This is a genomic window from Streptomyces sp. NPDC058279 (genome assembly GCF_042881255.1).
Lineage (GTDB): Bacteria > Actinomycetota > Actinomycetes > Streptomycetales > Streptomycetaceae > Streptomyces.
This window is the reverse complement of record NZ_JBHVYA010000009.1, coordinates 191771-211490: the sequence shown is the minus strand read 5'-3', so window position 1 is coordinate 211490 and position 19720 is coordinate 191771. Positions and strand designations below refer to the sequence as shown.

Sequence of the window (19720 nt, the reverse complement as noted above, 5' to 3'; positions counted from 1 at the left end):
GGATGGAAACTACTGTCCATTGCGTGAGACTGGTCAGACCTGGCACGCAAAACCGTGTGCCGGGTGGCGATGAAAGATCGAAAGGCGTAGGTCGAATGATGCGTACGCGTCCGCTGAAGGTGGCGCTGCTGGGCTGTGGTGTGGTCGGCTCAGAGGTGGCGCGCATCATGACGACGCACGCCGAAGACCTGACGGCCAGGATCGGCGCGCCCGTCGAACTCGCCGGCGTCGCCGTGCGCCGCCCCGCCAAGGTGCGCGAGGGCATCGACCCGGCGCTGATCACCACCGATGCGACCGCCCTCCTCAAACGCGGCGACATCGACATCGCGATCGAGGTCATCGGCGGCATCGAGCCGGCCCGCGGCCTGATCACCACCGCTTTCCGGCACGGCATCTCCGTCGTCTCCGCGAACAAGGCGCTGCTCGCCCAGGACGGCGCCGCACTGCACGCGGCGGCCGAGGAGGCCGGGCTCGACCTGTACTACGAGGCCGCCGTCGCCGGCGCGATCCCGCTGGTCCGCCCGATGCGCGAGTCCCTCGCGGGCGACAAGATCAACCGGGTCATGGGCATCGTCAACGGCACCACCAACTTCATCCTCGACAAGATGGACTCGACGGGCGCCGGCTACCAGGAGGCGCTCGACGAGGCCACCGCCCTCGGGTACGCCGAGGCCGACCCGACCGCCGATGTCGAGGGGTACGACGCCGCCGCCAAGGCCGCGATCCTGGCCGGCATCGCCTTCCACACCCGGGTCCACCTCGACGACGTCTACCGCGAGGGCATGACCGAGGTCAGCGCCGCCGACTTCGCCTCCGCCAAGCGCATGGGCTGCACCATCAAGCTCCTCGCGATCCTGGAGCGGGCCGCGGACGGCCGGTCGGTGACCGCCCGCGTGCACCCGGCGATGATCCCGCTCAGCCACCCGCTGGCGTCGGTCCGCGAGGCGTACAACGCCGTCTTCGTCGAGGCGGAGGCCGCCGGGCGGCTCATGTTCTACGGCCCGGGCGCGGGCGGCTCGCCGACCGCCTCCGCGGTCCTCGGCGACCTCGTCGCCGTCTGCCGCAACAAGCTCGCCGAGGCAACGGGGCCCGGCGAGTCGGCGTACACCCAGCTGCCGGTCAGCCCCATGGGGGACGTCGTCACGCGCTACCACATCAGCCTCGATGTGGCGGACAAGCCGGGCGTCCTCGCCCAGGTCGCGACGACCTTCGCGGAGCACGGGGTGTCCATCGATACCGTCCGCCAGCAGGGAAAGGACGGCGAGGCGTCCCTCGTCGTCGTCACTCACCGGGCCCCCGACGCCGCCCTCTCCGGGACCGTCGAGGCGCTGCGGAAGCTGGACACCGTGCGCGGTGTGGCCAGCATCATGCGTGTTGAAGGGGAGTAAGGACCCATGAGCAGCAATCGCACCCACCAGTGGCGCGGCATCATCGAGGAGTACCGGGACCGCCTGCCGGTGACGGACGCGACGCCGGTGGTCACGCTCCGCGAGGGTGGCACTCCCCTCGTCCCGGCCCAGGTGCTCTCCGAGCGCACGGGCTGTGAGGTGCACCTGAAGGTCGAGGGCGCCAACCCCACCGGGTCCTTCAAGGACCGCGGCATGACGATGGCGATCACCAAGGCCAAGGAGGAGGGCGCCAAGGCGGTCATCTGCGCCTCCACCGGCAACACCTCGGCCTCCGCCGCCGCGTACGCGGTGCGTGCCGGGATGGTCTCGGCCGTCCTCGTGCCCCGCGGCAAGATCGCGCTCGGCAAGATGGGTCAGGCCCTGGTGCACGGCGCCAAGATCCTCCAGGTGGACGGCAACTTCGACGACTGCCTGGACCTGGCCCGCGCGCTGTCCGACAACTACCCGGTGGCGCTGGTCAATTCCGTCAACCCGGTCCGTATCGAGGGGCAGAAGACGGCCGCGTTCGAGATCGTCGACGCGCTGGGCGACGCCCCCGACATCCACGTCCTGCCGGTCGGCAACGCGGGCAACATCACCGCGTACTGGAAGGGCTTCAAGGAGTACAAGGCCGACGGCCTGGCCTCCCGTACGCCCCGCGTGTGGGGTTTCCAGGCTTCCGGTTCCGCGCCGATCGTGCGCGGCGAGATCGTCAAGGAGCCGCACACCATCGCGACGGCGATCCGCATCGGCAACCCGGCCTCCTGGGAGTACGCCCTCGCCGCGCGCGACGAGTCCGGCGGCTTCATCGACGAGGTGACGGACCGCCAGATCCTGGCCGCCTACCGGCTGTTGGCGGCGCAGGAGGGCGTCTTCGTGGAGCCCGCCTCCGCCGCGTCGGTGGCCGGTCTGCTCAAGGCGGCCGAGGCCGGACTGGTCGATCCCGGCCAGAAGATCGTGTGCACGGTCACCGGCAACGGTCTCAAGGACCCCGACTGGGCGGTCGCCGGCGCCCCGCAGCCGGTCACCGTTCCGGTGGACGCCGAGGCCGCGGCCGTCCGGCTCGGCCTGGTCTGACCCCGGTCCCACCCCGCCCGGTCCGCCCCGGCTGATCCGAGCCGGTCGGGTCCGACCCGGGCGGGTCGGCCACCCGGGCCCGCCCCGCGCGGGCCCACGCCGTGTCGCCGGATTCCGGAAAGTCCCGGAATCCGGCAACTCGGACGGAAGAACGCGACACGCATCGTGCGCCTCCTGTGCGCCCTATGTCGCGAGAGAACCTTCCTTCGATAGGCTGTACTTACATCCGCCACCGCGCATATGACGCGGTGCTGCCCCAAGGGCCTTCGGGTGTCGTACGTTCTCCAGTACATTCGCAGCGAAGATCCCGCCAAGCACCAGATCTCGCACAGTCACAAGGAGTGTCATCGACCGATGGCAGGTCCAGCGTTCCGCGCCGCCGCCGTACGAGTGCGCGTCCCCGCCAGCAGTGCCAACCTCGGCCCCGGCTTCGATGCCCTCGGCCTGGCCCTGGGGCTCTACGACGACGTGGTCGTCCGGGTCGCCGACTCCGGCCTGAACATCGACATCGCCGGTGAGGGCGCCGACAACCTCCCGCGCGACGAGAGCCACCTCCTCGTACGCTCCATGCGCACCGCCTTCGACCTGCTGGGCGGCCAGCCGCGCGGCCTGGAGGTCGTCTGCGCCAACCGCATCCCGCACGGGCGCGGACTCGGCTCGTCCTCCGCCGCGATCTGCGCCGGCATCGTCGCCGCCCGCGCCGTGACCATAGGCGCGGAGGCCAAGCTCGACGACGCGGCGCTGCTGGAACTCGCCACCGAGATCGAGGGCCACCCCGACAACGTCGCCGCCTGCCTGCTCGGCGGCTTCACCCTCGCCTGGATGGACGGCGGCAGCGCCAAGGCGATCCGGATGGACCCCGCCGATTCCATCGTTCCGGTGGTCTTCGTGCCTTCCAAGCCGGTCCTCACCGAGACGGCCCGCGGCCTGCTGCCGCGCACCGTCCCGCATGTGGACGCGGCCGTCAACGCGGGTCGCGCGGCCCTGCTCGTCGAAGCCCTGACCAGGCGTCCCGAGTTGCTGCTGCCCGCCACCGAGGACCGGCTCCACCAGGAGTACAGGTCCCCGGCGATGCCCGAGAGCGTGGCTCTCGTGGCCCGACTGCGGGCGGACGGCATCCCCGCGGTCATCTCCGGCGCGGGCCCCACGGTCCTGGCGCTGGTCGACAACGGTGCGGCCGACAAGGTCGCGCGGCTCGCGGGCGAGGGGTGGGCGGCCAACCGGCTGGCCCTCGACGTCCCGGGCGCGAGCGTTCTTCCGCTGGGCCCCCAGGGCGGCTAGGCCGCAGGGGCCCGGCCGGCCAGGGGGCCGGTGCGGCGGCTGGGCAGGCCGACCGCGCGGAAGGGCGTGATTGCCGGTGATTGAGAGGGGGAATGTCTGTTGGATCCGGTAGTGTTAATCTCGAGTGCGCATCCGAAGCCGCCATGGCTCGGTGCTCAGTGTCCCGATTCGGGACCACCTTTCTTCCGGGAGCCTCCCCGACTGCTCTGATCGTTGCCGGCAGTTTCGAGCACGCTCCGGAATCGGCGTGACATTCCCACGCTTCCAGCTCGGGGGCTTCTCGCCGTAACCAGCACGCACGTTTTCTTTCCGCCGTATCTCTACCGGCGGACCACCGCCCCGGCTGCAGTCCATGCCCCATCGGGTCACAGACTGTCGCCGGACAGCACAACCGGTCGCCGAGCCAGACAGGCCGACGTCCGCTCCAGGGAAGGACCCTTCGTGAGCGACACCACCGATCTGATGGGCGCTGCCGACACCAACGTCGACACCAGTGCCCCCGCCGCGGGCGCCGCCGCGGCACCTGCCGGACGGCGTCGCCGCTCCGGCACCGGCCTTGACGGCATGGTCCTCGCCGAGCTCCAGCAGGTCGCGTCGGGCCTCGGTATCAGGGGCACCGCGCGGATGCGCAAGAGCCAGCTGATCGAGGTCATCAAGGAGGCGCAGGCGGGCGGAAGCGCCCCCAAGGCCGCCGCCTCCGTCGCGGACACCGCCGAGGCCAAGCCGAAGCGCCGCGCCACCAGCAAGGCCCGTACGGGTGAGGTCGCCGAGGCGCCCGCCGAGAAGCCTGCCACGCAGGCCCAGATCGAGATCCCCGGCCAGCCGGCCAGCGACGACGCCCCGGTCGGCGAGCGCCGCCGCCGTCGGGCCACCGCGCCCACCGGCAGCCCGGAGTCCGCGGCCCCGGTCGCCGTCCAGGTCGAGCAGAAGACCGAGACCGCCCCCGCGACGCAGACCGACGTCAAGGTGGAGGCCGCGACCGCCGTCTCCGCACAGGGCCAGGGCCAGGGTCAGACGCAGCTCCAGGAGGCCGGCGAGGGCCGTGGCCGCCGGGACCGCCGTGACCGCGACCGCGGCGAGCGCGGCGACGGTCGGCGCGACCGTCGCGACCGCGGTGCCAAGGCCGACGAGCCGGGCCAGGGCGGCCAGGCGCAGGGCAGCGGTCAGGCCCAGGGCGGTCAGAGTCAGGGTGGTCAGGGCGGCAGCCGTCAGGACCGCGGTGACCGTCAGCAGCAGGGCGGCCGCGGCCAGGGCCAGAACCAGGGCCAGCAGGGTCGGCAGGACCGTCAGGACAACGGCCCGCAGGACGACTTCGACTCCGAGGACGGCCGGCGCGGCCGTCGTGGCCGCTACCGCGACCGCCGTGGCCGTCGTGGCCGCGACGAGTTCGCGCCGAGCGAGCCGCAGGTCGCCGACGACGACGTCCTGATCCCCGTCGCGGGCATCCTCGACATCCTCGACAACTACGCGTTCATCCGGACCTCCGGCTACCTGCCCGGCCCGAACGACGTGTACGTCTCCCTCGCCCAGGTCCGCAAGGCGGGGCTGCGCAAGGGCGACCACACCACCGGTGCCGTGCGCCAGCCCAAGGACGGCGAGCGCCGCGAGAAGTTCAACGCCCTCGTGCGCCTGGACTCGGTGAACGGCATGGCGCCCGAATCGGGTCGCGGCCGCCCGGAGTTCCAGAAGCTGACCCCGCTGTACCCGCAGGACCGGCTCCGTCTGGAGACCGACCCGGGGGTGCTGACCACCCGCATCATCGACCTCGTGTCGCCGATCGGCAAGGGCCAGCGCGGTCTGATCGTGGCCCCGCCGAAGACCGGCAAGACCATGATCATGCAGGCGATCGCCAACGCGATCACCACCAACAACCCCGAGTGCCACCTGATGGTCGTCCTGGTCGACGAGCGTCCGGAAGAGGTCACCGACATGCAGCGGTCGGTCAAGGGCGAGGTCATCTCCTCGACCTTCGACCGTCCGGCCGAGGACCACACCACCGTCGCCGAGCTGGCCATCGAGCGCGCCAAGCGTCTCGTCGAGCTGGGTCACGACGTGGTCGTCCTGCTGGACTCCATCACCCGCCTGGGCCGCGCGTACAACCTCGCCGCCCCCGCCTCCGGCCGCATCCTGTCCGGTGGTGTCGACTCGACCGCGCTGTACCCGCCGAAGCGCTTCTTCGGTGCCGCGCGCAACATCGAGGACGGCGGCTCGCTGACCATCCTGGCCACCGCGCTGGTCGACACCGGCTCGCGCATGGACGAGGTGATCTTCGAGGAGTTCAAGGGCACCGGCAACATGGAGCTCAAGCTCGACCGCAAGCTCGCCGACAAGCGCATCTTCCCGGCCGTCGACGTCGACCCGTCGGGCACCCGCAAGGAGGAGATCCTCCTCAACGCGGAGGAGCTCGCCATCGTCTGGAAGCTGCGCCGGGTGCTGCACGCGCTCGACTCGCAGCAGGCGATCGAGCTGCTGCTCGACAAGATGAAGCAGACGAAGTCGAACGCCGAGTTCCTGATGCAGATCGCCAAGACGACCCCGGCGGGCAAGAACGACGACTGACCGTCGTCGTAGCCGGACCGTCCGACGGGACCGCCCCCCTCGCAGTCGCGAGGGGGGCGGTCCCTTTTCGTCCGTACCGCCGCTCCTTCTCCCTGCGACCTTCGCCACACCGACGCCCGGTCGGCGGGGCCCCACAGCGCCGCTTTCGTCCGGGTTCCGGTACGGGTGGTAGCCGTGACGTCACAGCCGGTCAGGGCCATTGCCGGCCGACCGGTCGGCCCGGTACGAGCCCCGCCCGGGACCGTGGAACCCTGGAAGGCGTTCCTCCGTCTGTGTCAGAGAACAGCGGGGGTCGCAGACAGGCCGAACGGGTCGCGGGAGCGGGCCGGGGACCGAGGAGAGCATGAGCGAGGACACGAGGGGCCGCGGCCGCCGCGCCGCGGGCAGCCGGCGCCGCAGGAAAGCGCCGAAGCGCCGTAAGGGCCTCACCGTCGTCGCGTGGACGGCCGCCGGCGTGGTGTTGCTGGGCGGCGCGGGCGCGGGCTACTTCTACTTCAAGTTCAACGGGAACCTGAAGACCGTCGACATCGACGCGGCGCTCGGCAAGGACCGTCCCCAGAACGTCGACAACGGCTCGATGGACATCCTCGTCCTCGGCTCGGACTCCCGCGGCGGGGCGAACAGCGAGTACGGCCGGGACGACGGCGGGTCCGCCCGCTCCGACACGGCGATGATCGTCCACCTCTACGACGGTCACCACAAGGCGAGCGTCATATCCATCCCGCGCGACACCATGGTCAACCGTCCCGCCTGCCAGACGGCGGACGGCAAGACGGACCGGGGCAGCACGCGCTCGCAGTTCAACGAGTCGTTCACCATCGGCGGGGCCGCCTGCGCGGTCAAGACCGTCGAGAAGATGTCGGGGATCCGCATGGACCACTACATCGAGGTCGACTTCACGGGCTTCAAGAAGATCATCGACAACCTCGGCGGCGTCCAGGTGACCACCACCAAGCCGATCAAGGACGCCTCCAGCCACCTCGACCTGCCCGCCGGCCCCAACAAGCTCAACGGCGAACAGGCCCTCGGCCTCGTCCGCACGCGCAAGAGCGTCGGCGACGGCAGCGACCTCGGCCGAATACAGCTCCAGCAAGCCTTCATGAAGGCCCTGATCAAGCAGGTCAAGGGGATCGGCGTCTTCGACAACCCCAAGCGGCTGCTCGACCTCGCCGACACCGGCACCAAGGCGCTCACCACCGACAAGCAGCTCGGCGACGTGAAGTCGCTCCTGGGCTTCGCCCAGAGCCTGCGCGGCATCGACGCCCAGAACCTCCAGATGATCACCATGCCGGTGACCGCCGACGCCCTCGACCACGACCGCGTCGCCCCGCTCGCCAAGCAGTCCAAGATGGTCTGGGACGCCCTGCTCGCGGACCAGCCGATCCCGGCCGAGGCGACGGCGGACTCCATGGGCGACAAGGGCACCGCGGGCGGCATCGTCCAGCAGTCCTGAGAGCGCGAACGCCTGGTCACGGGGGTTCGCCGATCGGGTGGAATAGATGCCGGCCCCTCCCCGTTGTGGAGGGTGTCCTCAGAATTTTGACAGGCGGCCCGGTCCTGGCAGACTGGTCTGTCGGCCCCGGTTCACGCAGCGCGCAATTCGGCCCCTGCGACCCGGCGCCCTCCCGAATCTAGGAGACACCTTGAAGCGCGATGTTCACCCCGAGTACGTCGAGACCCAGGTCAGCTGCACCTGTGGCGCGTCGTTCACCACCCGTAGCACCCTGACCGAGGGCACCATCCGTGCCGAGGTCTGCTCCGAGTGCCACCCGTTCTACACGGGCAAGCAGAAGATCCTCGACACCGGTGGCCGTGTGGCCCGCTTCGAGGCCCGCTTCGGCAAGGCTGCCGGCTCGAAGTAGCGAGCCTCCGGCGCCGGACCCCGGCTGCACCGCGTCACACGCGGGCAGCCGGGCCGGCGCCTTTCTCGTCCCGCAGCCATTTCTTCACTTTCACCACAGGAGCCCCCGATGTTCGAGGCGGTCGAGGAACTGGTCGGCGAGCACGCCGACCTTGAGAAGAAGCTCGCCGACCCTTCGGTCCACTCGGATCAGGCCAACGCGCGCAAGCTCAACAAGCGCTACGCGGAACTGACCCCGATCGTCGCGACCTTCCGCGCCTGGAAGCAGACCGCCGAGGACATCGAGACGGCCAAGGAGTTCCTGGCCGACGACCCGGACTTCGCCGCGGAGCTCAAGGAGCTCGCCGCCCAGCGCGAAGAGCTCACCGAGAAGCTCCGCCTGCTGCTCGTCCCGCGCGACCCCAGCGACGACAAGGACGTGCTCCTGGAGGTCAAGGCGGGCGCGGGCGGCGACGAGTCCGCCCTCTTCGCCGGTGACCTGCTGCGCATGTACCTGCGCTACGCCGAGCGCGTGGGCTGGAAGACCGAGATCATCGACGCCACCGAGTCCGAGCTCGGCGGCTACAAGGACGTCCAGGTCTCCGTCCGCACCAAGGGCGGCAATGGCGCCACCGAGCCCGGCCAGGGCGTCTGGGCCCGCCTGAAGTACGAGGGCGGCGTACACCGCGTCCAGCGGGTTCCGGCCACCGAGTCGCAGGGCCGCATCCACACCTCCGCCGCGGGCGTGCTCGTCACCCCGGAGGCCGAGGAGGTCGAGGTCGAGATCAACATGAACGACCTGCGCATCGACGTGTACCGCTCCTCCGGCCCCGGCGGCCAGTCCGTCAACACCACCGACTCGGCCGTGCGCATCACGCACATCCCCACCGGTGTGGTCGCCTCCTGCCAGAACGAGAAGAGCCAGCTCCAGAACAAGGAGCAGGCCATGCGCATCCTGCGGTCCAGGCTGCTGGCCGCGGCCCAGGAAGCCGCCGAGCAGGAAGCCTCCGACGTGCGCCGCAGCCAGGTGCGCTCCGTGGACCGGTCCGAGAAGATCCGCACCTACAACTACCCGGAAAACCGGATCTCGGACCACCGGACCGGCTTCAAGGCGTACAACTTGGACCAGGTGCTCGACGGAGACCTCGACGCGGTCATCCAGGCCTGCGTCGACACCGACTCCGCCGCCAAGCTCGCGGCCGCGCACTGAACCGCGACCGCCTGACCGCGGCGCCTGCCTGACCCCCGCTCCACCCCCGTACGACAGCAGCCCGGAGGACCAGCGTGAACTTGCTGCTTGCCGAGGTGGCCCAGGCCACCCAGCGGCTGGCCGCCGCCGGCGTGCCCTCACCGCGCTTCGACGCGGAGGAGCTCGCGGCCTTCGTGCACGGCGTCAAGCGGGGGGAACTGCACCACGTCAAGGACGCGGACTTCGACGCCCGCTACTGGGAGGCCGTCGCCCGCCGCGAGGCGCGCGAGCCGCTCCAGCACATCACCGGGCGCGCCTTCTTCCGGTACCTGGAGCTCCAGGTCGGTCCCGGGGTCTTCGTGCCCCGGCCCGAGACCGAGTCGGTGGTGGACTGGGCCATACACGCCGTCCGCGCCATGGACGTGGTCGAGCCGCTGATCGTCGACCTCTGCACGGGCTCGGGTGCCATCGCGCTGGCCATGGCGCAGGAGGTGCCGCGCTCGCGCGTCCACGCGGTCGAGCTGTCCGAGGAAGCCCTGCGGTGGACCCGCAAGAACGCCGAGGGTTCCCGGGTCACCGTGCACCAGGGCGACGCGCTGAGCGCGCTGCCCGAGCTGGACGGCCAGGTGGACCTCGTCATCTCCAACCCGCCGTACATCCCGCTGACCGAGTGGGAGTACGTCGCGCCCGAGGCCCGCGACCACGATCCCGAGATGGCGCTGTTCTCCGGCGAGGACGGCCTCGACACCATCCGGGGCATCGAACGCACCGCGCACCGGCTGCTGCGGCCCGGCGGCATCGTCGTCATCGAACACGCCGACACCCAGGGCGGCCAGGTGCCGTGGATCTTCGCCGAGGAGCGGGGCTGGGCCGACGCCGCCGACCACCCCGACCTCAACAAACGCCCGCGCTTCGCGACCGCCCGCAAGGCCCTGCCGTGATCCGCGCGATCCCGCTCCCGGACAACGTCACCACCCCGCTGCATGAGGAGGCCCGCTGATGGCCCGGCGATACGACTGCAACGATGCCACGGACCGCAAGACGGGCCTGCGCGAGGCCGCATCCGCAGTGCGCCGCGGCGAACTCGTCGTGCTGCCCACCGACACCCTGTACGGGATCGGCGCGGACGCCTTCAGCGCGGAGGCGGTCGGTGACCTGCTCGCCGCCAAGGGGCGCGGCCGCGACATGCCCACCCCCGTCCTCATCGGCTCCCCGAACACGCTGCACGGCCTGGTCACCGACTTCTCCGAGCAGGCGTGGGAGCTGGTCGACGCGTTCTGGCCGGGCGCGCTGACGATCGTCGCCAAGCACCAGCCGTCGCTGGCCTGGGACCTGGGGGAGACCCGCGGGACCGTGGCCGTGCGCATGCCGCTGCACCCCGTGGCGATCGAGCTGCTGACCGAGGTCGGCCCGATGGCCGTGTCGTCGGCGAACCTGACCGGGCACCCGGCGCCGGAGGACTGCGACGCGGCCCGCGCGATGCTGGGCGACGCGGTGTCGGTGTACCTGGACGGTGGCCCCACCCCGGGCATCCAGCCGTCCTCGATCGTCGACGTGACGGGGAAGGTTCCCGTCCTGCTGCGCGCGGGGGCGCTGACCGCCGAGCAGCTGCGGGAGGTCGTACCCGACCTCGAGGTGGCCCCGTGAGCCCTCAGGGGCGTGGCATAGCAACGGGGCGTCTTCCGGCGGAGGCCGGCGGAGACTGCTTCCGCATCCTCCACGTCAGCACCGGGAACGTGTGCCGCTCGCCGATCACCGAGCGGCTGACGCGGCACGCCCTGAGCCACCGGCTGGGCGGTCTCGTCGCCGGTGAACTCATCGTGGAGAGCGCCGGCACGTGGGGCCACGAGGGGGCCCCGATGGAGGCCAACGCGGCGGCCGTGCTGGCGGACTTCGGCGCGGACGCCTCCGGTTTCACCGGACGCGAGCTGCTGGACGAGCACGTCATCCGGGCCGACCTGGTGCTGACGGCGACCCGGGACCACCGGGCGCAGGTCATCTCCATGGGCCACTCGGCGGGGCTGCGGACGTTCACGTTGAAGGAGTTCACCCGACTGGTGCGGGCGATAGACCCCGCCACGCTGCCGCCGCTGGACGACGGCATGGCCGAGCGCGCGCGGGCCCTCGTACGGGCGGCCGCGGCGCTGCGCGGATGGCTGCTGGCGCCGTCCGCCGACGCGGACGAGGTGTACGACCCGTACGGGGCGCCGATCACCTTCTTCCGCTCGATCGGCGACGAGATCAACCAGGCCTTGGACCCGGTGGTCACCGCCCTGACGGGCGTCACGGCTTCCCGCTGACGGTTCGGCGTCCCGGAGGTCGGCGCGGTGGCGCGATGCCCGGGAGGCCCTCTGGGGCCGAGTGGTGCGAGGGGCGCGTCCAAGGGGTGTCGGGTGTCACGGCTTCCCGCCGGCGGCCCGGCGCGGCCGGAAGCGGTGTCCGGGGGCGGAATCGTGGGGGCGCGCCTACAGTGGCCGTATCCGGGACAGCACTGGGAGCCGCGCCATGAGCGTCATCACCCCGCCCACGGACCTGCTGCGGCAGCAGGATCCGAAAATGGCCGATGTCCTCGCGGGGGAGGCCCAACGGCAGGCCGGCTCCCTGCAGCTGATCGCCGCCGAGAACTTCTGCTCGCCCGCCGTGCTCACCGCGCTCGGCTCCGCGCTCGCCAACAAGTACGCCGAGGGCTACCCCGGCGCCCGCCACCACGGCGGCTGCGAGTACGCGGACCTCGCCGAACGCATCGCCGTGGAGCGGGCCATGGCGCTGTTCGGCGCCGAGCACGCCAACGTCCAACCGCACTCCGGCTCCTCCGCCGTGCTGGCCGCGTACGCCGCGCTGCTGCGCCCCGGCGACACGGTGCTGGCGATGGGCCTCCCGTACGGCGGGCACCTCACGCACGGCTCTCCCGCCAACTTCTCCGGCCGCTGGTTCTCCTTCGTCGGGTACGGCGTCGACGCCGAGACCGGCCTGATCGACTACGAGCAGGTGCAGGAACTCGCCCGCGCGCACCGGCCCAAGGCCATCGTCTGCGGCTCGATCTGCTACCCCCGCCACCCCGAGTACTCCGTGTTCCGGGAGATCGCCGACGAGGTGGGGGCCTACCTGATCGCCGACGCCGCGCACCCGATCGGGCTCGTCGCCGGCGGGGCGGCCCCCAGCCCCGTCCCGTACGCGGACATCGTCTGCGCGACCACCCACAAGGTGCTGCGCGGCCCGCGCGGCGGGATGGTCCTGTGTACCGCCGAGCTGGCCGAGCGCGTCGACCGGGCGGTGTTCCCCTTCACGCAGGGCGGCGCCCAGATGCACACGATCGCCGCGAAGGCCGTGGCCTTCGGCGAGGCGGCCGGTCCCGCGTTCACCACGTACGCCCACCGGGTCGTCGCCAACGCCCGGGCCCTCGCCGAGGCGCTGGAGGCCGCGGGTCTCGCCGTGACGACCGGCGGCACCGACACCCACCTCATCTGCGCCGACCCCGCCCCGCTCGGCATCGACGGGCCGACCGCCCGGGGCCGGCTCGCCGCGGCCGGCATCGTGCTGGACACCTGCGCCCTGCCCTACGGCGATCAGCGCGGGATCCGCCTGGGCACCGCGGCCGTGACCACCCAGGGCATGGGCGAGGCGGAGATGGCCCGTATCGCCGCGTTGTTCGGGGCGGCGCTGCGCGGGGACGCCGCTCGGACCCGCACGCAGGTCGCCGAGCTGGCCGGTGGATTTCCTCCTTATGGGGCGTAACACGGACGAGCGGGGCGTACCGCAACCGGGGTAGGCACCCCGCGCGTCCTCGGTAGCGGTGACATCGCGGCTAATGTGTGGGGCTGAGATGGCCGGCGATACATCTGGGGCTGCCAGTGCGTGAATATCTGCTGACGCTTTGCGTCACGGTCGCGGTGACCTACCTGCTGACCGGGCCCGTGCGGAAGTTCGCGATCGCGGTCGGGGCCATGCCGGAGATCCGGGCCCGTGACGTGCACCGCGAGCCGACCCCTCGGCTCGGCGGGATCGCGATGTTCGGCGGACTGTGCGCGGGGCTGCTCGTGGCCGACCACCTGCGCAACCTCAACGGGGTGTTCACCGGCTCGAACGAACCCCGGGCGCTGCTGTCCGGCGCCGCGCTGATCTGGCTGATCGGCGTGCTGGACGACAAGTTCGAGATCGACGCCCTGATCAAGCTCGGCGCCCAGATGATCGCCGCCGGTGTGATGGTCATCCAGGGTCTGACGATCCTGTGGATCCCGGTGCCCTTCATCGGCACGGTCTCGGTCACCCCGTGGCAGGGCAACCTGCTGACGGTGGCCCTCGTGGTGCTCACGATCAACGCGGTGAACTTCGTGGACGGCCTCGACGGCCTGGCGGCCGGCACGGTCTGCATCGCCGCCACCGCGTTCTTCCTGTACGCGTACCGGATCTGGTTCGGCTACGGGATCGAGTCGGCGGCGCCGGCGACGCTGTTCGCCGCCATCCTGATGGGCATGTGCCTGGGCTTCCTGCCGCACAACATGCACCCCGCCCGGATCTTCATGGGGGACTCGGGATCGATGCTGATCGGCCTGGTGTTGGCCGCCGGCGCCATCTCCATCACCGGGCAGGTGGACCCGGACACGCTGAAGCTCTTCGCGGGCGGCGAGCGCAACGCGACGCACGCGATGCTGCCGGTCTTCATCCCGCTGGTGCTGCCGCTGACGATCATCGCGATCCCGATGGCGGACCTGATCCTGGCCATCGTCCGGCGCACCTGGAACGGCCGGTCGCCCTTCGCGGCCGACCGCGGGCACCTGCACCACCGGCTGCTGGAACTCGGGCATTCCCACAGCCGCGCCGTACTGATCATGTACTTCTGGTCGGGCCTGATCGCGTTCGGGGCGGTGGCCTACTCGGTGCACTCGACCTCGATGTGGATCGTGCTCGGCATCGCGGGGCTGAGCGCCCTGGGTCTCGTCCTGCTGCTCCTGCCGCGGTTCACCCCGCGCGCCCCGCGGTGGGCGGAGGCGTTGGTCCCGCCGCGCTACCGGCACGCGGAACGGGCGGCGGAGGCGGCGGCCCTGGACGACTCGGGCCTGGAGCCCGAACCGACCCGGCCGATCGCGGCGGGTGTCTCGGGCGTCAACGGGGCGACCGCCATTGGCCCCCGTTCGCGCTTCCCCGACCGGCGTAAGGCCGGATCGGCTCGCTGACGCCCCGAGCGCATGTCCGACATGAACGCCCTTTACCAGACAAGGTTCCCCCGTGTCCTGCACACACGGGCGCGTTAACCCTCATGTGTGACAGTCAGCACACTCCCCGGGTAAAGCTCTCATCAAATACTTTGTGATACCGTTCACTAAACCCGGCGACGGAGCCGAAGGACCGTAGTGCGACGGTCCATTGGCCCGAGGCGCTGCCTCGGACCGGGCTTACGCTCGTCCCCGTACGAGTCCCGTACGAGTCCGTGCCCCCACCACCACGCGGAGCAAACCGCCATGCGGTCAGATGACGTCCGATCCCTCCTGCAAACCGCCGTACCCACGGCTGTCGCCGGCGCTGTAGCCGCCGCGATCAGCGGTGTGGTCGTGGGCGGCAAGGGCGCGATCGGTGCCGTGATCGCGACGGCGGTGGTGATTGTCTTCATGGGTCTCGGATTCGTCATCCTGCAGCGCACGGCGAAATCCCTGCCGCATCTGTTCCAGGCGATGGGCCTCATGCTCTACGCGGCTCAGATCCTGCTGCTCTTCGTCTTTCTCGCCGTGTTCAAGAACACGACGCTGTTCCACCCCCGGGCATTCGCCATCACGCTCGTCGCCACCACCCTCGTGTGGATCGGCGCGCAGACGCGAGCCCACATGAAGGCCAAGATTCTTTACGTCGAACCCGAGTCCACGAAGGGCGACAAGCCCGGAAATCCGGGGTCGAAGCCGTGAGGGGTAGGGCCGGGATAAGTGTGCGTTCGAGATGCTGCTATCGTCCGGTTCAAACTGCGGCACTGCGGGCGCGGGCATCCGAGCTGACGCCTGTTCCATCGCGAGGCGCGATGCCTGACCGCCGCCCCCACATCCGTTACACCAGTCCAGTGCCGAACCGCGGCTGCGCGCCGCGCCGACACAACGAGGTTGCCGTACCCATGCGCCACGCTGAAGGAGCCCGCGGTGAGTCCTGACCCGACGCAGGTGCTCGCTTTCGAGACCGACTGTCACATCTTCGAAGGATGTGGCTTCCCCGGCCCGGGCCTGCACTCGTTCCTCTTCGAGCCGCTGTGGGGCAAAGCCGGCCTGACCAACGCGTACTTCAACAAGCCGATGCTGCTTGCCCTGCTGGGCAGCATCATCATCGTGGCTTTCTTCTGGGCCGCTTTCGGCAAGCCGAAGGTCGTCCCCGGCAAGCTCCAGATGGTCGCCGAATCCGGTTACGACTTCGTGCGCCGCGGCATCGTCTACGAGACGCTCGGCAAGAGGGAGGGCGAGAAGTACGTCCCCTTCATGGTCTCGCTGTTCTTCTTCGTCTGGATCCTGAACGTCTGGTCGATCGTTCCGGTGGCGCAGTTCCCGGTGACCTCGATCATCGCCTACCCGGCGATCCTGGCCCTCCTCGTCTACGTCACGTGGATGTCGGTCACCTTCAAGCGCCACGGCTTCGTCGGCGGCCTGAAGAACCTGACGGGCTACGACAAGAGCCTCGGTGGCGTCCTGCCGCTCGTCATGGTCATCGAGTTCTTCTCGAACGTCCTGGTGCGCCCGTTCACCCACGCGGTCCGACTGTTCGCGAACATGTTCGCCGGTCACACCCTGCTGCTGCTCTTCACGATCGCCAGCTGGTACCTGCTGAACGGCATCGGCATCGCCTACGCCGGCGTCTCGTTCGTCATGGTGCTCGTGATGACCGCCTTCGAGCTCTTCATCCAGGCTGTCCAGGCGTACGTCTTCGTCCTCCTGGCCTGCAGCTACCTCCAGGGCGCGCTCGCCGAGCACCACTGAGCCAGGGCCGCCCCGCTCAGCCCCCATTTCGTCCGGTGGCCAACCCCCACCGGTCCGTGAAAGAGAAGGAAGAACTGGCATGTCCCAGACCCTTGCCGCCGTCACCGGCTCCCTCAGCTCCGTTGGTTACGGTCTCGCGGCCATCGGCCCCGGCGTCGGCGTCGGCATCATCTTCGGCAACGGCACCCAGGCCCTCGCCCGTCAGCCCGAGGCCGCCGGCCTGATCCGCGCCAACCAGATCCTCGGCTTCGCCTTCTGTGAGGCGCTCGCCCTGATCGGTCTGGTCATGCCGTTCGTCTACCCGACCTCCTGATCCTCGGTCTCGACGAACAGCCCATTAGACGAAAGGCACTGATGTGAACCTCCTGGTTCTCGCGGCAGAGACGGAAAACCCGCTCTTCCCGCCGATCCCCGAGCTCGTCATCGGTCTGATCGCCTTCGTCATCGTCTTCGGCTTCCTCGCGAAGAAGCTCCTCCCGAACATCAACAAGGTTCTGGACGAGCGTCGCGAGGCCATCGAGGGCGGTATCGAGAAGGCTGAGGCCGCTCAGACCGAGGCCCAGAGCGTGCTGGAGCAGTACAAGGCCCAGCTCGCCGAAGCCCGGCACGAGGCCGCGCGCCTGCGCCAGGAAGCGCTGGAGCAGGGCACTGCGCTCAAGGAAGAACTGCGCGCAGAGGGCCAGCGGCAGCGTGAGGAGATCATCGCTGCCGGCCACGCCCAGATCGCGGCCGACCGCAAGGCCGCTTCGCAGGCGCTCCGCCAGGACGTGGGCAAGCTCGCCACCGACCTGGCCGGAAAGCTCGTCGGCGAGTCCCTTGAGGACTCCGCCCGGCAGAGCCGCACCATCGACCGTTTCCTCAGCGAGCTTGAGGAGAAGGCCGAGGCCGCCCGATGAACGGAGCGAGCCGCGAGGCGCTGGCCTCCGCGCGTGAGCGTCTCGACGCGCTGACGGACAACACGTCCGTCGACGCGGCGAAGCTCGCCGACGAGCTGGCCTCCGTCACCGCGCTGCTCGACCGTGAGGTCTCGCTGCGTCGGGTCCTCACGGACCCGTCGCAGGCCGGCGAGGCCAAGGCCGAGCTGGTGGGCCGCCTGCTGGGCGGCCAGGTGAGCGGGGAAACCCTCGACCTGGTGTCCGGCATGGCCCGGTCCCGCTGGTCGCAGTCGCGTGACCTGGTCGACTCGCTGGAGGAACTGGCGGCCACCGCCGACCTCACGGCGGCCCAGCGCGCGGGTGCGCTCGACAACGTCGAGGACGAGGTGTTCCGGTTCGGCCGGATCGTGTCCTCGAGCACCGAGCTGCGCTCCGCGCTGACCGACCGTGCGGCGACCGCCTCCGCCAAGAGCGGGCTGCTGCGCAGCCTGCTCGGCGGCAAGGTGAACGCCGTCACGGAGCGGCTGGTCATCCGTCTCGTCACGCAGCCGCGTGGACGTAGCCTGGAAGCGGGACTCGAGTCCCTCTCCAAGCTCGCCGCCGAGCGCCGTGACCGCATGGTCGCCACCGTGACCAGCGCGGTTCCGCTCAGCGACGTGCAGAAGCAGCGTCTCGGCGCGGTGCTGGCCAAGCTGTACGGCCGCCAGATGCACCTGAACCTCGACGTGGACCCCACGGTCCTCGGCGGGATCTCGGTGCGGGTCGGCGACGAGGTCATCGACGGCACCATCGCGGACCGCCTCGCAGAGGCGTCCCGCCGCATGGCCGGCTGACCGGCCACCAATAGAACAACGCATTCCTAGCGGCCCGGTTGGGCCGTGCAGAACTTGCAGAAGATTCCTGGGGGTCGCCCCCAGACCCCTAAGAAGCTTCAGGCCCAACAAGGAGAGCAGGGAACCCAGATGGCGGAGCTCACGATCCGGCCGGAGGAGATCCGGGACGCACTGGAGAACTTTGTCCAGTCGTACCAGCCGGACGCGGCCTCGCGCGAGGAGGTCGGAACGGTCAGCGTTGCCGGCGACGGCATCGCGAAGGTGGAGGGTCTGCCCTCCGCCATGGCGAACGAGCTGCTGAAGTTCGAGGACGGCACCCTCGGTCTCGCCCTCAACCTCGAGGAGCGCGAGATCGGTGCGATCGTCCTCGGCGAATTCAGCGGTATCGAGGAGGGCCAGCCGGTGCAGCGCACCGGTGAGGTTCTCTCCGTAGGTGTCGGCGAGGGCTACCTCGGCCGTGTTGTCGACCCGCTCGGCAACCCGATCGACGGCCTCGGCGAGATCGCGACCGAGGGCCGCCGCGCCCTTGAGCTGCAGGCCCCGGGCGTCATGGTCCGCAAGTCGGTGCACGAGCCCATGCAGACCGGCTACAAGGCCGTCGACGCGATGGTGCCGATCGGCCGTGGCCAGCGTCAGCTGATCATCGGTGACCGTCAGACCGGCAAGACCGCTCTTGCCGTCGACACGATCATCAACCAGCGCGACAACTGGCGCTCGGGCGACGTGAACAAGCAGGTCCGCTGCATCTACGTCGCCATCGGTCAGAAGGGCTCGACCATCGCGTCCGTTCGCGGCGCCCTGGAAGAGGCCGGCGCGCTCGAGTACACGACGATCGTCGCCGCCCCGGCGTCCGACCCGGCCGGCTTCAAGTACCTGGCGCCGTACACCGGTTCCGCCATCGGTCAGCACTGGATGTACGCCGGCAAGCACGTCCTGATCATCTTCGACGACCTGTCGAAGCAGGCCGACGCCTACCGCGCCGTCTCGCTGCTGCTGCGCCGCCCGCCGGGCCGTGAGGCCTACCCGGGTGACGTCTTCTACCTGCACTCGCGTCTGCTGGAGCGCTGCGCGAAGCTCTCCGACGAGATGGGTGCCGGTTCGATGACCGGTCTGCCGATCGTCGAGACCAAGGCGAACGACGTGTCGGCGTTCATCCCGACCAACGTCATCTCCATCACCGACGGTCAGTGCTTCCTGGAGTCCGACCTGTTCAACGCGGGCCAGCGCCCGGCGCTGAACGTCGGTATCTCGGTCTCCCGCGTCGGTGGTTCCGCGCAGCACAAGGCCATGAAGCAGGTTTCCGGCCGACTGCGCGTGGACCTGGCCCAGTACCGCGAGCTGGAGGCGTTCGCCGCCTTCGGTTCCGACCTGGACGCCGCGTCGAAGGCTTCGCTGGAGCGCGGCAAGCGCATGGTCGAGCTGCTCAAGCAGGGCCAGTACCAGCCGATGCCCGTCGAGGAGCAGGTCGTCTCCGTCTGGGCCGGCACCACCGGCAAGATGGACGACGTCCCGGTCAACGACATCCGTCGCTTCGAGTCCGAGCTGCTGGAGCACCTGCGCCGCGAGCGCAAGGACCTCCTCACCTCGATCGCCGAGGGCGGCAAGATGTCCGACGACACCCTGACGTCGATCGCGGACGCCATCGCTGCCTTCAAGCAGCAGTTCGAGACGTCTGACGGCAAGCTCCTGGGCGAGGACGCTCCGGCCGTCAACGTCTCCAAGTGACGACGG

Annotated in this window: 18 protein-coding genes; all 18 read left to right on the top strand. The window is 70.2% G+C overall.

Annotated features, from left to right (window positions below; genetic code table 11):
• The first annotated feature begins 95 nt into the window (after positions 1-95).
• The 18 genes from ACFVXJ_RS19445 (at position 96) to atpA (ending at position 19714) form a co-directional block, all read left to right on the top strand.
• A complete protein-coding gene (locus ACFVXJ_RS19445; protein ID WP_389663108.1) occupies positions 96-1388 on the top strand; it encodes a homoserine dehydrogenase in 1293 nt (430 codons plus the stop codon).
• Positions 1389-1394: 6 nt separating this feature from the next.
• On the top strand, positions 1395-2465 hold the full coding sequence (gene thrC, locus ACFVXJ_RS19440; protein WP_389663107.1) for a threonine synthase: 1071 nt from the start codon (positions 1395-1397) through the stop codon (positions 2463-2465).
• Between the two features lie 354 nt (positions 2466-2819).
• Positions 2820-3746, top strand: a complete 927-nt coding sequence (gene thrB, locus ACFVXJ_RS19435; RefSeq protein ID WP_389663105.1) for a homoserine kinase — start codon at positions 2820-2822, stop codon at positions 3744-3746.
• Between the two features lie 441 nt (positions 3747-4187).
• Positions 4188-6305, top strand: coding sequence for a transcription termination factor Rho (rho, locus tag ACFVXJ_RS19430; RefSeq protein ID WP_389663103.1), 2118 nt, complete (start codon positions 4188-4190; stop codon positions 6303-6305).
• Positions 6306-6648: 343 nt separating this feature from the next.
• A complete protein-coding gene (locus tag ACFVXJ_RS19425; RefSeq protein ID WP_389663101.1) occupies positions 6649-7758 on the top strand; it encodes an LCP family protein in 1110 nt (369 codons plus the stop codon).
• A gap of 190 nt (positions 7759-7948) precedes the next feature.
• Complete coding sequence (rpmE, locus tag ACFVXJ_RS19420; protein WP_030153765.1) at positions 7949-8167, top strand: 50S ribosomal protein L31; 219 nt, start codon at positions 7949-7951, stop codon at positions 8165-8167.
• 108 nt (positions 8168-8275) lie between these two features.
• Complete coding sequence (prfA, locus tag ACFVXJ_RS19415; protein ID WP_389663099.1) at positions 8276-9355, top strand: peptide chain release factor 1; 1080 nt, start codon at positions 8276-8278, stop codon at positions 9353-9355.
• Positions 9356-9429: 74 nt separating this feature from the next.
• Positions 9430-10275 (top strand): peptide chain release factor N(5)-glutamine methyltransferase, encoded by an 846-nt coding sequence (prmC, locus tag ACFVXJ_RS19410; protein ID WP_361309382.1) that lies wholly within the window; start codon positions 9430-9432, stop codon positions 10273-10275.
• Between the two features lie 58 nt (positions 10276-10333).
• On the top strand, positions 10334-10981 hold the full coding sequence (locus tag ACFVXJ_RS19405; protein WP_389663097.1) for an L-threonylcarbamoyladenylate synthase: 648 nt from the start codon (positions 10334-10336) through the stop codon (positions 10979-10981).
• Positions 10978-11634, top strand: a complete 657-nt coding sequence (locus ACFVXJ_RS19400) for a protein-tyrosine-phosphatase (RefSeq protein ID WP_361309377.1) — start codon at positions 10978-10980, stop codon at positions 11632-11634. Before ACFVXJ_RS19405 ends, ACFVXJ_RS19400 begins: the two co-directional genes overlap by 4 nt.
• Before the next feature lie 205 nt (positions 11635-11839).
• Complete coding sequence (glyA, locus tag ACFVXJ_RS19395; RefSeq protein WP_389663096.1) at positions 11840-13069, top strand: serine hydroxymethyltransferase; 1230 nt, start codon at positions 11840-11842, stop codon at positions 13067-13069.
• A 104-nt stretch (positions 13070-13173) separates the two neighbouring features.
• Positions 13174-14508 carry an MraY family glycosyltransferase gene (locus ACFVXJ_RS19390; protein ID WP_389663260.1) on the top strand — a complete coding sequence of 445 codons (1335 nt, stop codon included), beginning with the start codon at positions 13174-13176 and terminating at the stop codon, positions 14506-14508.
• Between the two features lie 285 nt (positions 14509-14793).
• Entirely contained in the window at positions 14794-15231 is a 438-nt protein-coding gene (locus ACFVXJ_RS19385; protein WP_389663094.1) for a hypothetical protein, read from the top strand.
• 210 nt (positions 15232-15441) lie between these two features.
• The gene (gene atpB / locus ACFVXJ_RS19380; protein ID WP_389663258.1) at positions 15442-16281 is read left to right on the top strand and encodes a F0F1 ATP synthase subunit A; all 840 of its coding nucleotides are present in this window, start codon (positions 15442-15444) and stop codon (positions 16279-16281) included.
• A 79-nt stretch (positions 16282-16360) separates the two neighbouring features.
• Positions 16361-16594 carry an ATP synthase F0 subunit C gene (gene atpE, locus ACFVXJ_RS19375; RefSeq protein WP_079429787.1) on the top strand — a complete coding sequence of 78 codons (234 nt, stop codon included), beginning with the start codon at positions 16361-16363 and terminating at the stop codon, positions 16592-16594.
• Positions 16595-16637: 43 nt separating this feature from the next.
• Positions 16638-17177, top strand: a complete 540-nt coding sequence (locus ACFVXJ_RS19370) for a F0F1 ATP synthase subunit B (protein ID WP_389663092.1) — start codon at positions 16638-16640, stop codon at positions 17175-17177.
• The gene (locus tag ACFVXJ_RS19365) at positions 17174-17989 is read left to right on the top strand and encodes a F0F1 ATP synthase subunit delta (RefSeq protein ID WP_389663090.1); all 816 of its coding nucleotides are present in this window, start codon (positions 17174-17176) and stop codon (positions 17987-17989) included. The genes ACFVXJ_RS19370 and ACFVXJ_RS19365 overlap by 4 nt, the downstream gene beginning before the upstream one ends.
• Before the next feature lie 129 nt (positions 17990-18118).
• On the top strand, positions 18119-19714 hold the full coding sequence (gene atpA, locus ACFVXJ_RS19360; protein WP_190183439.1) for a F0F1 ATP synthase subunit alpha: 1596 nt from the start codon (positions 18119-18121) through the stop codon (positions 19712-19714).
• Positions 19715-19720 lie beyond the last annotated feature (6 nt).

Excerpts from the sequence above, each read along its gene's own strand:
- thrB (WP_389663105.1), top strand. The coding sequence starts at position 2,820 with ATGGCAGGTCCAGCGTTCCGCGCCGCCGCCGTACGAGTGCGCGTCCCC.
- ACFVXJ_RS19385 (WP_389663094.1), top strand. The coding sequence starts at position 14,794 with ATGCGGTCAGATGACGTCCGATCCCTCCTGCAAACCGCCGTACCCACG.
- thrC (WP_389663107.1), top strand. The coding sequence starts at position 1,395 with ATGAGCAGCAATCGCACCCACCAGTGGCGCGGCATCATCGAGGAGTAC.
- ACFVXJ_RS19365 (WP_389663090.1), top strand. The coding sequence starts at position 17,174 with ATGAACGGAGCGAGCCGCGAGGCGCTGGCCTCCGCGCGTGAGCGTCTC.
- atpE (WP_079429787.1), top strand. The coding sequence starts at position 16,361 with ATGTCCCAGACCCTTGCCGCCGTCACCGGCTCCCTCAGCTCCGTTGGT.
- prfA (WP_389663099.1), top strand. The coding sequence starts at position 8,276 with ATGTTCGAGGCGGTCGAGGAACTGGTCGGCGAGCACGCCGACCTTGAG.
- ACFVXJ_RS19405 (WP_389663097.1), top strand. The coding sequence starts at position 10,334 with ATGGCCCGGCGATACGACTGCAACGATGCCACGGACCGCAAGACGGGC.
- ACFVXJ_RS19425 (WP_389663101.1), top strand. The coding sequence starts at position 6,649 with ATGAGCGAGGACACGAGGGGCCGCGGCCGCCGCGCCGCGGGCAGCCGG.
- ACFVXJ_RS19445 (WP_389663108.1), top strand. The coding sequence starts at position 96 with ATGATGCGTACGCGTCCGCTGAAGGTGGCGCTGCTGGGCTGTGGTGTG.
- atpA (WP_190183439.1), top strand. The coding sequence starts at position 18,119 with ATGGCGGAGCTCACGATCCGGCCGGAGGAGATCCGGGACGCACTGGAG.
- glyA (WP_389663096.1), top strand. The coding sequence starts at position 11,840 with ATGAGCGTCATCACCCCGCCCACGGACCTGCTGCGGCAGCAGGATCCG.